Origin of the sequence: Paenibacillus sp. FSL K6-1096 (assembly GCF_037977055.1) — a bacterium.
Classification (GTDB): domain Bacteria; phylum Bacillota; class Bacilli; order Paenibacillales; family Paenibacillaceae; genus Paenibacillus_AQ.
Map to the genome: position 1 here is coordinate 5886402 of NZ_CP150274.1, position 13399 is coordinate 5899800.

15 protein-coding genes are annotated in these 13399 nt (G+C 55.8%); 7 read left to right on the forward strand and 8 right to left on the reverse strand.

Annotated elements, in window-relative coordinates; all coding sequences use genetic code 11:
- The first annotated feature begins 132 nt into the window (after positions 1–132).
- From MHI24_RS25905 to MHI24_RS25915, 3 genes are all read left to right on the forward strand, one after another.
- Positions 133–669, forward strand: a complete 537-nt coding sequence (locus tag MHI24_RS25905) for a DUF4830 domain-containing protein (protein WP_340022433.1) — start codon at positions 133–135, stop codon at positions 667–669.
- Between the two features lie 49 nt (positions 670–718).
- Positions 719–1534 (forward strand): class I SAM-dependent methyltransferase, encoded by an 816-nt coding sequence (locus MHI24_RS25910; protein WP_340022434.1) that lies wholly within the window; start codon positions 719–721, stop codon positions 1532–1534.
- A 134-nt stretch (positions 1535–1668) separates the two neighbouring features.
- Complete coding sequence (locus tag MHI24_RS25915) at positions 1669–1896, forward strand: hypothetical protein (RefSeq protein WP_340022435.1); 228 nt, start codon at positions 1669–1671, stop codon at positions 1894–1896.
- Positions 1897–2211: 315 nt separating this feature from the next.
- Here the strand turns inward: MHI24_RS25915 and MHI24_RS25920 are convergent, their stop codons facing one another.
- The 7 genes from MHI24_RS25920 to MHI24_RS25950 all read right to left on the reverse strand — a co-directional run bounded on the left by MHI24_RS25920 (position 2212) and on the right by MHI24_RS25950 (position 9901).
- Positions 2212–2661 carry a hypothetical protein gene (locus MHI24_RS25920; RefSeq protein ID WP_340022436.1) on the reverse strand — a complete coding sequence of 150 codons (450 nt, stop codon included), beginning with the start codon at positions 2659–2661 and terminating at the stop codon, positions 2212–2214.
- 543 nt (positions 2662–3204) lie between these two features.
- Positions 3205–4335: a YheC/YheD family protein gene (locus MHI24_RS25925; protein WP_340022437.1), complete on the reverse strand. Its 1131-nt coding sequence runs from the start codon at positions 4333–4335 to the stop codon at positions 3205–3207.
- Positions 4317–4835, reverse strand: coding sequence for an N-acetyltransferase (locus tag MHI24_RS25930; protein ID WP_340022438.1), 519 nt, complete (start codon positions 4833–4835; stop codon positions 4317–4319). The genes MHI24_RS25925 and MHI24_RS25930 overlap by 19 nt, the downstream gene beginning before the upstream one ends.
- A gap of 29 nt (positions 4836–4864) precedes the next feature.
- Positions 4865–5977: a YheC/YheD family protein gene (locus tag MHI24_RS25935; protein ID WP_340022439.1), complete on the reverse strand. Its 1113-nt coding sequence runs from the start codon at positions 5975–5977 to the stop codon at positions 4865–4867.
- On the reverse strand, positions 5974–7347 hold the full coding sequence (locus MHI24_RS25940; protein WP_340022441.1) for a YheC/YheD family protein: 1374 nt from the start codon (positions 7345–7347) through the stop codon (positions 5974–5976). Before MHI24_RS25940 ends, MHI24_RS25935 begins: the two co-directional genes overlap by 4 nt.
- Positions 7348–8526, reverse strand: coding sequence for a YheC/YheD family protein (locus tag MHI24_RS25945; RefSeq protein ID WP_340022442.1), 1179 nt, complete (start codon positions 8524–8526; stop codon positions 7348–7350).
- 10 nt (positions 8527–8536) lie between these two features.
- Complete coding sequence (locus MHI24_RS25950) at positions 8537–9901, reverse strand: YheC/YheD family protein (RefSeq protein ID WP_340022443.1); 1365 nt, start codon at positions 9899–9901, stop codon at positions 8537–8539.
- Between the two features lie 89 nt (positions 9902–9990).
- Here MHI24_RS25950 and MHI24_RS25955 point away from each other — a divergent pair, with 89 nt between their 5' ends.
- Both MHI24_RS25955 and MHI24_RS25960 read left to right on the forward strand, forming a co-directional pair.
- Positions 9991–10188 carry a hypothetical protein gene (locus tag MHI24_RS25955; RefSeq protein ID WP_340022444.1) on the forward strand — a complete coding sequence of 66 codons (198 nt, stop codon included), beginning with the start codon at positions 9991–9993 and terminating at the stop codon, positions 10186–10188.
- A gap of 44 nt (positions 10189–10232) precedes the next feature.
- Complete coding sequence (locus tag MHI24_RS25960; protein ID WP_340022445.1) at positions 10233–10574, forward strand: YlbF family regulator; 342 nt, start codon at positions 10233–10235, stop codon at positions 10572–10574.
- 116 nt (positions 10575–10690) lie between these two features.
- On the opposite strand, the gene MHI24_RS25965 is transcribed toward MHI24_RS25960, so the two are convergent.
- Complete coding sequence (locus MHI24_RS25965; RefSeq protein WP_340022446.1) at positions 10691–11266, reverse strand: hypothetical protein; 576 nt, start codon at positions 11264–11266, stop codon at positions 10691–10693.
- 238 nt (positions 11267–11504) lie between these two features.
- Here MHI24_RS25965 and MHI24_RS25970 point away from each other — a divergent pair, with 238 nt between their 5' ends.
- Positions 11505–11741 carry a hypothetical protein gene (locus MHI24_RS25970; RefSeq protein WP_340026793.1) on the forward strand — a complete coding sequence of 79 codons (237 nt, stop codon included), beginning with the start codon at positions 11505–11507 and terminating at the stop codon, positions 11739–11741.
- 263 nt (positions 11742–12004) lie between these two features.
- Positions 12005–13339 carry a DRTGG domain-containing protein gene (locus MHI24_RS25975; protein ID WP_340022447.1) on the forward strand — a complete coding sequence of 445 codons (1335 nt, stop codon included), beginning with the start codon at positions 12005–12007 and terminating at the stop codon, positions 13337–13339.
- Positions 13340–13399 lie beyond the last annotated feature (60 nt).

The following is a 13399-nucleotide window of genomic DNA, read 5'->3' on the forward strand; positions in this document are numbered from 1 at the left end:
CGCTCCTTTTAACTGGAGTATACATCAAGTGAATTCGGTATACAAGGTGTATAATGAATGAGCTATGATTTTCAGGCCAGGAGCTTTATTTCTCATATTCCATAAAAAGTATCTTATGATAGAATTAGCAATATGAGAAAACTTAGCGCAAACATAGCTATATCCATCGTTCTAAGCGTTGTGCTGCTGGCACTGGCAGGCTGTAACAATAATAAGAATGTCGCTGGGGAACAGAGTGATGAGCAGACCGCTGCCGATTATATTGAGACGCTGGGCTACACCATCGTTGCCTCTGAAGGCGAGACGGCCAGATATACCCTGGAGCCGGACAGGCTGAAGAGTCTGGAGGATATGCAGCTCTGGGCGGTACAGGAGCAGGAAGCCAGCACTTACTTTGGAAAGGAGATTACAACGTATCAATTCATCGTGAGCCACCATCCCCTGGAGCAGCAATATCCCGCAGATGAATACAAAATATCTGCCAATGTGATGATCGTTGATCACAAGGTCATCGGCGGCAGCTCGGCTCCTCTGAGCACCACTGAGAATCTTGTCGTGGCAGGCGGCGAGTATTCAATTGAAGGGAAGACGCTGAAGGAGATCAAGGGAATGGAGTATTCGGAGTGGCTGGAGCATTGGAAGGGGAGGTATGGGTTGGGGGAGGAGTAGGAAATGGAATACGGTGAACAAAATACTCATGGGTGGTGGATGAAGATCAATGAACAAGGATGAATTATTGTCTCAGATCCTGAAATTTTCCGAAGATCAATATTCCAATGAACATCGCTTGAATGCAAGAATACAACTGTATCAGTACTGTGAACATAAGGTAGATTGGCATGAGTGGGTATTTGATCATTTACGGCTTAGCGATGGTCTTAAAATCGCAGAGATTGGTTGCGGAACCGGTATATTGTGGGCAAAAAAGCTAAATGAAGTTCCGCCCAGAACGGAAATTTTCTTGACTGATGCTTCAGGGGCAATGGTAGAAACGACAAAAGGGAACATTCATGATCCGCTAGACAGTTTTCAATATGAAATGGTAGATGCAGAGAATATGCCTTGGCCAGATCACTCATTTGATATGTTGATCGCCAATCATTTGCTGTATCATTTTCAGGACCACAGTAAGATTTTCTCTGAGATCAAGCGGGTACTGGTTCCGAATGGAACGGTTTACGCTTCAACTGTAAGCGCGGACAATTATAGAGAGCTGTTGCAGTTCATGCTGGAGTTTGACGACAGATTGTCTTTCTTTAACGAAGCCGTTAAGAACTTCAACATGGAGAATGGCCGCGATATCCTCAGCAAGCATTTTAATGTAACAGCCCAATATATACTGCAGAATGATATTGTCATACAAACCGCTGCACCGCTCATTTTATACGTGGCCTCCTACTTTACTCAAGACCAGTTGGATATCCTAATCAGCAGGTTCAGTGAACTTTATGAATGTTTACAAGTTACACTTGATCATTTGGGAGCGATGCGTATCACCAATCGAAATGTTTTATTCCAATTTGCAACAGTGTAATGTCTGAATGTCTGTGGGGCAAAAGGAGAGAGGACATGTTAAGATCCAAAGGCTTAAAGCTTACAATGGCACTATTACTCATCTTCATCATCTGCACAGCTTGTCAGGGCACCAAGGAACAAGGTGGGGGAGAAATGATTACGTTAACGGAATTAAAGAGCTTATCCGAAAAGGAGGCATCCCTGAATTGGAGCGATTTTGACAAGTATACATTCGAGGATATCGGTTCAGGAGTGTATATCAGGAAGTACCAGGTTGAGGGAGAACGGAAATTGCTGGTTAGCGGCAAAAGTCTGGAGCAACCTCCGGAGAAAATCTCCATTGTGGATTCAAGCGGCAAGGAGCTGGAGCTGACTCCATAAAACGTGGACGGGTTATAATATTCGCGCTTAATAAGAACCGCCCTTCTGTAGCTTGGGGAGCGGTTCTTTGCTGAACTCCGATTAAGGTGCACTTCTTAGTAAGAGGCTAAGTGCATTCTGTACAATTATATCGTCTAAATTACCGCTTAATATCCGTCTAATTGTATTTCTGCAATTAAAATTTCACCTGCACCTGGGTTCTCCCACATTTGGGCAGATTTAGTTGTACAGACTGCAGTTAGAAGAGAAAAACCTTCCTTTTCACTGTTTTTAATTGTATAAAATACAGCTACCCTGGAAAGCTGCATCAAACGTTCATTTCATTACTTCATCAGGATAACCAGGATCAGGATGATTTTTAAGCTCAGCCTCTGTTCCTACAAAAAAGCTCAGCACCGTAGGTCCCTCGATTTTCCCGGAACTATTAACGGATTCGCCCTTACCTATTGAGTGACCGTGGATCATTTGATCGACATCTAATTTTTGCTGCTTATTTTGATCGTCATAGTAGTAGAATTCTTCGAAAATTCCCCCGTATTCAACGTCTGGAGTGGACGTTTTTAATACCCCGGATTCAGGTATCTTATAAATGTTTCTCCCCTGTTCCACTTCAATGGCTTTAAACCCCTCTTGGTTATAAATAATCTGCACCCAGCCCACATAATGGTTTGGAATAAGATAAGTGTTTGGATAGCGTTTAGTAGTGCTGCAGAATACAAGAACCAATAACAACGATATCAGCAGCAGCAAAAGTGTCTTTTTCAATTTTCCCTACCTCCCGTTGCGTTTTTTAAAAGCCGAGGGGATACGTTCCCTGATTCCGGCCATCCTGGCTCATGTGATTTACAATGTTGGCATAGGGATTTACTTCACACATAAGCATATAAAAGAACAGGATCACCCTAACAGGTGAAAGGTGTGTGTATGGAGCCGTAAGTTGCACTTTTTGCAGGATTTCTCTATTAAAAGTTACCTGCTGAAGGACATTGTTGCATTATTTGCACAATTATCGGTGAAGAGAGCAAGTTAGCGCTGACTTTGTTGCATTTCGTGCAGGATTTTAGCATAGGCGGATTTTATTGGGCAGTAATGCTGCATTTCGAGCAGTATTTCTGTAAAAATGTTACTGGCTGCGGAGCAGGGGAAGCATCCTTTATCGCAGCAGCCCCCATAGTGCTCGGCTTTCTGCATACATTTGGCCTGTGTACTTTCTATGGTAGTGTATCGTATTCGTTTTTCATATACGTGACATCTGTTCTGCAGAAAAAATCAGCCGTTCTCCGCAAATGCAGGGAACGGCTGTCTATATTACTCCTCAACCACCTTCGACGAGCTCGGGGTGTTCTTGTTCTTATACACCCACATCGCGTACTCCAGCGGGCGGGTGAGGGCTTTGCGGTAGGTGCTGGCGTCGCCGGAGCGGGCGAAGACCTCGCGGGCGGGCTTGGGGTTGACCTCCAGCACGTAGATCCGGCCCTCGCGGTCGATTGCGAGGTCCAGCGCCAGCTCGCAGAGGGCGCCGAAGCTGTCTTCGAGATAGGCGGCCGCATCGAGGCCCAGCCGTTCGGCCGTCCGCATGGCCTTGCCGGCCCGCTCTTCGCTGCCGAGCCACTGCTTCAGCAGCGTCTCCGCCTTCATGGCATGGCCGCCGCCATGAAGGTTCGAGGTGACGCTGCGGGCCGCGCCCACCCGGCCGGCCATGCCGGTGAGCTCCCAGGCGCCCTGGCCGTTCTTCTGCACGAGCATCCGGTAGTCATGGAAGCGCCCGCTCGGCAGCCGTATGGGGATGCCCTGCTGCACCAGGAACCTGCCGCCCAGACACCACTGGCGGACAATGGTTTCCAGGCGGCTCAGCGACACCTTGCGGGGGGAGATAATCTGGCGGCTCTGGCGGCGGCCCTGGATATCGAAGAGGGATTTGCCTTCGCGCTGCCGCTCGATCCGCAGGATGCCGCGCCCGCCGGTACCGTTGATCGGCTTCACGTAGACGACGGAGCTGAGCTTCAGCATCCGGTGCAGATCGGCGGAGGACTGGTAGAGGACGGTCTCCGGCAGATGCGGCCGGAACCGGCTCTTCTGGGAGAAGGTCTGGTGGACCGTCCATTTGTTGCGCAGCGGGCGGTTCAGGAATGTCAGATGGCCGTAGCGCGCGCGGAAGCGCAGCAGTTGCTGGAAGCGCTGGCTGCGCTGAATCCGGCAGCGGTCATAGATCATATTCGGGAAGGAGCGCCATTTGCGCGTCCAGGTTCCGCTTTTGACGTCGTAGACCATGGCATGGATCAGATCCTTGCTGGCGTGTACATCGGCAGGGGTGAACACGAAGACGTCCAGCCCGATCCGGCTGCCTTCGATAATCATCCGCCGGTAGACGCTTCTCTCTTCAAGCTGCCTGGCATTGTTCAGATAGAGCGTGAGGATGCCTAAGACGGGCTCTGGCACATGAATTCACCTTCTTCCGGGAGAGTGGCGGGGCTTCCCCCCGCCATGGGAGCGCGCAGCAGCAGGGTAGGCTTGCCTGTAGGACCGGTGAGCAGGTCAACGGCCGCCAGCCCGCTGTTGAAGCACATCTTCAGGCTGGCGGCATTGTCGCAGGCCACCTGGCACTCCAGCTGTCCGAGACGCTCCAGCTGTGTCTTAAGCAGGGTGGTCCCGGTGTGCCGGTTCCGGTACAGGGGATGAACGGCGACAACGCAGGCTTCCCTGCCGAAGCCGGAGACGAAGCTGACGCCTGCGAGCTGGCGGCCGGTCTGCCCCCTGACGGTGGCTACGAGCAGGGAGGTCCCCGGACGGGCGAGCTGATCCGGAGTCAGCCGGGCCAGCCGCTTGCAGCCGTGCAGTGTGATCCGCCGGTCCCCGTGCTCTCTCAGGAACGCGAGCAGCCCTTTCAGCCTGGATTCCCACTGTACAGGGTGACTGTCATAGAGCGAGGATATCAGCATGGTATCCCCTCCTTTAAAGGGTTCTTGGATTATTTGGTCTGGCGTGACAGATGAAGCCCATACTGGAAAATACGCTCCAGCGACAGCTTGCGGATGGCGGGCTCATCGAACTTCATCGGGCGGGAGTTGGCTTCAAAAAACCACACCCCGCCCTGTTCATCGACGCCGAGATCCATCGACATCTCGCCCAGCATGAAGCCTGAAGCCCGCTCGATCTGCCGGGCGACCAGCAGGGCGGTGGTGGATACATTCTTCAGGATCACAGCGGCCTGCTCCGCCCCGAAGGTTCCCTCCAGCATCGTGGAGGGATCTTCTATGCTGCCGCCGCGCGGCACATGCGTGGTGATGCTGCGGGCCCCGGCTAACCGGGCGCCGATGCCGGTAACGGCCCAGGCACCGCGCCCGTTCTTCTGCAGCAGCACGCGCAGATCGAAGGGGCGCCCCTGATAGCCGGCCAGCCCGATGGCTTGCTGCACGATATAGCGCGAGGTGCCTTTGGCCCGGCCGATCCGGGCCCACAGGCGCTCCACCGATGCGGCTTTGTAGGTCGTGTTCTTCTTGCCGCTCTGAATCTGCAGCCGGAAGGGAAGCAGCGTATCCGGCCGGTATTTCAGCCGCATGATGCCTTTGCCCGCCTTGCCCTTTTCCGGCTTGAGGTAGAGGCTGTCATGATGCTTCAGCATCGCCGTAAGCGTGGCTGCGCTGCGCAGACGGCGGGTTTTGGGCACATGCTTGGCGGTTGCCTTCGATTCCTTAAGCCATTCGAACAGATTCCATTTATTGAAGAAGCTTGGATTGTACAGCTGGATGTCGGGGTGCTCCAGACACTCGGCAATTTTGCGGACAACCGGCGCTTTCTCTTCCTCCTCACGGTTCGGAATCCGGTTATAGATGACCTGCGGACGCGGGACAGGGACCGCAACCCAGAGCTTCCCGCTGGCGGAAGGCACGTAGCCGGTCACAACCGGCTCCTCCAGCTTCAGGTCGCGGACCGTGACGACATATACAAGGTAGCCCATTTCTTTGCCGGTGCGGATAATGTCACGGAAGTTATTGCGGTTGCCGCGGAACTGCTGCAGCCGGTCACTGATGGTCAGGATGGCGATAACTGGCTTGCTGGGGTCTGGAATCCGGGTGTTCACAATTCATCCCTCCTGCGGAACTTGCTGAGATACAGACAATGCTCCAGGATGTGCTCAATGGAGGCTTTGCCCTCAGCGCGCAGGGAGGGGTGGCGGAAGATCGAGCGTCCCGGCTTCGCATTGGCTTCGAACATCCAGATGTCCTCATCCTGGTCAATGCCGAGATCGAAGCCGATCTCGCCCAGCAGATGGCGGTGCTGGATCTCCAGGGATTCGGCCAGCTTGACGGCAGTCGTCTTGGCCCGCTGCAGCACCTCATCTGCCCTTGCGCCGAAGACACGGCCGAGAGCCTGCTGCGGCGTCATCAAGGCTCCGCCGTTCTTCAGGTGGGTGGTGACACTGCCCCGTCCGGCTTTTTTGGCGCCGATGCCGACCACGACCCACTGGTTGTTGCCGTTCTTGTGCATATGGAAGCGGAAATCAATCGGGCAGTTGTCGATCTCGATCAGGCGGATACCCTGCTGCACCACATAGTTCTGCAGGCTCTGCCCGTGGCGGCCCCGCAGCATCCGCATCAGACTGTCGAAGCTGCTGAAGCGCAGCAGCACATTCTTGCCGTTCCTGCGGTAGCGGGCGAAATAACCTTTCTTCGGCAGGTAGGTCAGCCGGTAGATGCCGTGTCCCAGGCTGCCTGCGGAAGGCTTATAGTAGACGAAGTGGTGGCGGTCCAGCATATCCCGCATCTGCTCGGCGCCGGGATTGCTGTGTGTCTCCGGCACGAACCGGTTCGCCGCACCGTCATTCTCCAGCAGGCGGTAAATATCTGACTTATTGAAGAAGCTCCAGTTGAAATAAGGAATCTTCTTGCGGCCGAAGCGCTCGCGGAGCTGATTGATGTATGGCGAGGTCTCGGCCCGGCGGCTGGGCAGGCGGTTATAGACCACATCCGGCAGGGACACCAGCTTGCGCTCGAACTTGCCGCCGGCCGTCAGGAAATAGCCGTTGACCTGCTCCTGCTGCCAGTCGATGTCGCGCGGCATGAAGGCGAAGATATAGCATTTGTTGCTGCCCTCGCGCAGCAGCTGCTTGATGAAGCCGGTCCGCGAGCCGAAGGGCTGCGCAGAGGAGCCGGGTCCGTCAGACAGCACGCCGACCAGCGGCCCGAGCTGGACTTCATCATTCTGCAGGTTCCGCAGATAGACGCTGCCTGATTTCGGAACCTTGATCGCGCTCTTCACACCCGAGGCGAGGAAAAGATGCTTGCCGGCGCGGTTGATCGGCTTGATGGCTGCCGGGATCGCGTCCTTGCCGAGGCGCAGGCGTATATTTTTTTTGCCGGATAATTTCAGGCTTCTCATCAGTTCTCCCGAGACATAGACCACCCGCTCAGGCCGCTTGGTGAAATGCACATTGCAAAAAGTGAGACCCATTTATGAATCCTCCTTTGGAACCATTGATATCAATCTCCCGTGTGAACGGAGCTGTCCGCGGGGCAGCTTGTAGTCGCGGCTTGCGGTAAGCAGCAGATGGCGCGCATAGCCCAGCGGGTTCTCGGCGGCAAGCCTGGCAGCTATGCGGTCATCTGTCAGCCGGAACACGGTGCGCCCCGGCTTGGAGTTAGCTTCCAGCAGATAGATTCGTCCTCCGGCGTCAATGCCGAAATCAAGGCCGAGCTCCCCGAGTCTGCCGCAGGATGCCTCCAGCAGCGGCGGCAGCAGTGCGGATGCCCGGGTCAGCTCCTCCAGCAGCTCCTCTCCGCTCCTGCCGTATTCAGCCAGCAGGAACGGGCGGGCTCTGGCTGCGGTGCCCCCGCCGTGAAGATTGGAGGTCAGCGAACCGCGGGCGCCCAGCCGGACCGCCATGCCGGTTAAGGTCCAGACGCCGGTGCCGTTCTTCTGCATCAGCACACGCACATCGAACGGCTGCCCGCCGCGGCCGGTGAGCTGAAGATAAGGCTGTATGATATAGCGGCGGAGGCCGATGAAACGGTCAATCCAGTCGAGGCCTTCATCCAGCGTTCCGAATACATATTGAAAGGGCTCGTTGCTGCTGCCCCGGCCCCGTACCTTCACGCCTCCGCCGTCACGGCTGCCGAGCAGCACAGCGTGCAGCGTGCGCTTCCCGTGGGAGCCGGCCCGGGGCTTCAGGAAGACGCCGTACTCGCTCCAGGCCAGCATGTTGCCCAGCGCCTCCCGGCCGCTGTACTGCACCGTCTCCGGCAGCAGCGCCGCTGCCGCAGGGCTGCGGCGGAGGATCTCGTATACGCTCCATTTGTCGGGAAGCCCGCGGGACCAGGGAAGGGAGCGGGAGAGTGCCGCAAGAGCGATTGAGGCGGCTCTCTTCTCCCGGGCGGTCCGGTAGAAGCAGCGGTTATAGAGAATGTCCGGCGGCGGGGCCTGTGCAGGCTCCCACTGTCCGTCCCGCCACTCATAGCCGTCCACATAGGAGCCATCCTCCGCCACACCTTCGGGATGGAAGATCAGGACCTTCAGACCATACAGCGGGGCGGCCCGGCACAGGTGACTGCAGAACTCCGGCTCTGCGAGGGGAGGCATCCCGTGGCGGCGGCCTGTCATGATGCCAAGGAACCCCAGTGCTGTTGCGTTCATGATGTCCTCCTTATAACCCGGCCAGATAACGGCAGTATAGAATCATCTGCTTGACAGAGGGTCTGATTTTCTGGTCGTTCAGCGGTGTATTGTCGTTCTTGGACGGCTTGGAGTTGACCTCCAGCAGCCAGATCCGGCCGGACTGGTCGAGGGCAAGGTCGATGCCCAGCTCCCCGAAATGGGCAGGAATATAGGTCTCCACGCCTCTGGCGATGGCCAGCGCCGCGCGGGGAAGCTGAACCTGGGTGCTTTCCTTGACCCCGGCGGGAAGGCTGCTTTTGCCGATGGCTTCACGGACGGTACTGAGCGTGCCGCCGCGGGCCAGATTAGAGACGAAGTGATTGCTTCCGGCGGTCCGGGCTACAATCGAGGTCACGCCCCATTTTCCCGTACCGTTCTTCTGCACAAGGGCCCGGAAGTCCACCGGCCGCCGTCCAATCTCCAGCAGAGACAGACCCTGCTGAATCTGGTAGCGCGTGGTTTTCATCTTGGGGGCAATGGACTGAAACAGCTTCGCCAGGCTGGAATAGCTTTGTCTCCGTGTGCCCATAGGTGTTGTGGACAGCAGGCGGTAGCCGCCCTCTTCTTTGGAGATGCGCAGAATGCCCTTGCCCAGGCTGCCGCGCACCGGCTTCAGGAATACGCTGGGGTAGCTTGCGCACATTCTCTTCAATATGGCGAAGCCGCTTAAGGCATGGGACTCCGGCAGATACCGCTGCAGGGCAGGGTCCTGAACCAGGGCTTCGAATACCTCTGTTTTGTCAAGAAACTTCTCGTTGAAAAAATGGGTTCCGTAGCGGGATTTTACATCCGCCAGAAAATGCTGTACGCTAGGTCTGTTCTCTACCTTTCGCGTGGTCAGGCGGTTGTTGATCACATCGGCAACAGGAAGACTCAGCTTCCGCCAGCCCTCATCGTATACCCAGCCCTGGATGGCAGTGCTGCGCGTTTCCAGCGCTTCCGGGGTAAAGAAATAGACATAGGCTCCTTGGGCATGGCAGGCGTTGGTCAGCTCCCGGCAGAACATCGTAATCTGGCCGAACACGCGGTCCGGCTGATCGGGATGGTCACGGCTCACCAGTACTCCAATCATCGGCCCCAGCCGCAATGTGCGGCTGCCTGTGCTGTAGGAAGCGTTAAGCGTCAGGCGCTGTCTTATGCCGAGCCGCCGGGCGAGTGCTTCACTGACACGCAGGCTGTCAGATTTGGGAACCGGTATGACGGTTACCTCCTGCCGGAAAGAGCCGAAGGTCAGCAGAATGGTGCCGTGTGCCGGGATTTTGAGCCTCTTCATGGATTTGTCGCCTAGCATCACAGCGTTTTCCTGCAGGATGCCCGAGTGGACACTTTGGACCGGGATCTTGAGCTTAGACATCGTGGTTCTCCTTCCGGTAGGCAAACATGGTGCCGGCAATATGAATCTTGAGGGTTACATATCATTCATCATATGGAGACATCTGACCCTTGGTGATTGACCTATTCTTCAAAAAGCCGTGCCGGGCGGATGAATCATCCGAGCAGGCAGAGAGCAGACCAGCGGGCTTCTGCCAGGGGCGGGGGCGCAGCAGGAGGCGGGCCCGTCCGGAGGGGATGGGTTCAGCTGTGAAAATTGGGCGCAGACAGCCTGTGAAGCAGCCTGGCAACCGGGCGTATGCCCGCTGAAGACAAGCGGTAAGAGACGAACCTAACCTTGAGGAGGAATTATAATGAACGTTATTGACAAGGCGCATGAATTGGCGCGGGCGATTAAAGACAGCAGTGAGGTGGCGGATATCACGAGTGCCATGAAGGTGATTGAAGCAGACCCGGAGAGCAAGCGGATGCTGGACAACTTCCGGCAGAGCCAGGTGGAGCTGCAGCAGCGGATGATGAGCGGAGACATGCCGGCGCAGGAGGAAATGGAGAAGATGGAGAAGCTGTTTGAGGTGCTGAACCTCAATCTGGCGATCCGCCGTCTGTTCGATGCGGAGCGCCGCCTCAGCGTGGTCATTGAGGATGTGAACAAAATTATCACTGACAGCCTGTCCCAGATGTACGGCGGACAATAAGCAGGAGGCAGGACCCGCTGCCCATTCCGCACAAAAGGGTGATCTCAGGGCCATGCGGCTCTGAGATCACCCTTTTGTGATAGATAAGAATGGATATGTTTGTGGGGAGGGGGCTGCTAATCCGTCCTGCTCTCCACCAGGCAGAGCAGAATGGCAGCGGCCATTCCCAGGCGGCGGTCCAGCTGGCCCTGGCGGTCGCCTGAGAAGTCGGCGGTGATTTTAGTGACAAACGGGTTGACGTTGTTCCGGAACGCCGGAATCACCTGCCCCCCGATCTCCAGGACATATTTCAGCGGAAGGATAACAATGATGCGGCGCAGCATAGCGAGGAAGGCGTTATCCTCTTTAATGGCACCGATCTCGTTATCATGAATGTCCAGGATGCCCCATTGGTCTTTGTAGAGGGACTTCAAGCCTTTGCGGCGGAGGGCACCCACCGTTTCCCCGGTCTCCACATCATACACATCATATGTTGAGCTGATATCCAGGATCTTACGCGCTTTGATCCGCAGCAATTCCCTGCCCATTGTCTCGTCGGAATACAGCGTGATGTCCTCTTTCAGCCGGAAGGCTTTCATCTCCGCGAACAGCAGTAAATCCCCCGAATCGTTGAAAATATGTAGCTTCCCGCCCAGCGCAGAAAATATTTTTTTGCGGGCGATGTATTTGCTCTGGTTATAAATGGGATTCAAGCTCATTCCCTCCTCCAACGGTATCTATCATCTCATACCCCTGGCGTGCTGGCTAGAATCTTAAGGCAGAAGCAGTTCTGCTGAAAAATGATGTGCTGCTTGTCTCATAAATCTGGCAGCCGGCTCATAGAATAGAGATATAGAGTTGATCCATAACTTTCCAGAGCAAAGGAGCGGTCCTAAAGTGAGAAAAAGAAACAAATTCAAGCATTCCGTCTATCTGCTGGCAGCCCTGGCTATGCTGCTGTACGCGCTGCCGAAGCTGTCGTTTCAGCATAGCTCCGGCTGGGTGCTGGGCTTCGGGCTGGCCTGGTGCGTCTTCGCGTTCCTGGTAATTGCCGCCCACCTGCATTTCATTATGGGTGTGGACGAGGAGAAGCAGAAGCGCCTGGATGCGGTCCGCAAGGCCAAGCTTGCGCAGTGGCAGGGCAAGTGGAACGAAGACAGCGGAGTATCGCAGCGTTCCCAGGGATGAATGTCCCGGCGTGAAGGAGGATAACCTCCGGCTTGGCCATGGTGCCTGGCCGGGGGTTATTTGTGCTGATGGCAAGTAACAGCAAGCCACGGCAAGTTCAAGAGGAACACCGAAGGTGTTATATACATATTCCCGGCTGTACTCATGAATGACCAGGGCTGTCATATCTTCGGACAGGATACGGCTCACCTGTTGTACTCCGGTGCAGACAGCATGTATAATGAGCACAGAGTAGTACAGATCGGGGTATGGGGGTGTAACAGTTGGAAGGTCAGGGCGATAATATCACGAAGCACGAACAACTGCTGCAGCACATTGAAGGCCTGAAGGTGGGCACCAAGATCTCCGTGCGCAAGCTGGCCAGGGAAATGGCCGTCAGCGAAGGCACGGCTTACCGTGCGGTGAAGGAAGCGGAGAACCTGGGTATCGTCATTACCAAGGAGCGGATCGGCACGGTCCGGGTTGAGAAGAAGCCGCGCAATATCTCCGACCAGCTAACCTTCGGGGATGTGGTTGATATCGTTGAGGGGCATGTGCTGGGAGGAGCGGAGGGGCTGAACAAGCATCTTCATAAATATGTAATCGGCGCGATGAAGGTCGATGCCATGATCCGGTATATTGACGCAGACAGTCTGCTGATTGTCGGGAACCGCGATGATGTGCACTCGCTTGCCCTGGAGCAGGGGGCAGGGGTGCTGGTAACGGGGGGCTTCGGCACCAGCCGTGAGGTGAAGGCGCTGGCGGACGAGCTGGATCTGCCGGTGATCTCCTCCAGGCATGATACCTTCACGGTGGCTTCGATGATTAACCGGGCGATCTTCGACCGGCTGATCAAGAAGAAGATTATGCTGGTGGAGGATATTGTCGAACGCAAGGAACGTCATTATTCGCTCAAAATCTCCAGCACCGCAGGCGAGCTGCGGGAATTGTCGCAGGCCAGCGGTGAGCAGCGGTTCCCGGTGACCGATGAATGGAACCGGGTGATCGGGATCATCGGGCGGCGCGATGTGGAGGATCTGGCTGACACGCAGAGCATCGAGAAGGCCATGGTCCGCAGCCCGGTGACCGCTGCGCTGCAGACCTCGCTGGCTTCGGCGGCCCAGATCATGATGTGGGAAGGGATCGACTTCCTGCCGATCGTGGACCGCAACCGCAAGCTGGTAGGCTCGGTCACCCGCAGGGAGGTGCTGCAGAGCCTGCGCGATGCCAGCAATCAGCCGCAGCTTGGCGAGACGTTCGACCATCTGATCTGGAACGGCTTCGCGGATGAGCGGGACGAAGAGGGCAGACTGTTCTTCCACGGCTTCATTACGCCGCAGATGGCTACGGATCTGGGGACGATCTCGGAGGGAATTCTGTCCACGCTGATGACCCTGTCCGCCTTCAGGGCGGCCAAGGACATTACCGGAAACGATTATGTGCTGGACAGCATGTCCACCTATTTCATCCGCCCGGTGCAGATTGAGCACTCCATTATCGTCATGCCGAAGCTGCTGGAGATCAGCCGCCGCACCTGCAAGCTGGAGATCGAGATCAGCCGCCTGGACACCATTGTCGCCAAAGGTGTGCTGATGCTGCAATCGATTGACCACGGCTAATCATACACGCAACAAGCAAATAGACCAGCTTTTCCTCAACGAGATGGAGGGGCTGGTCTA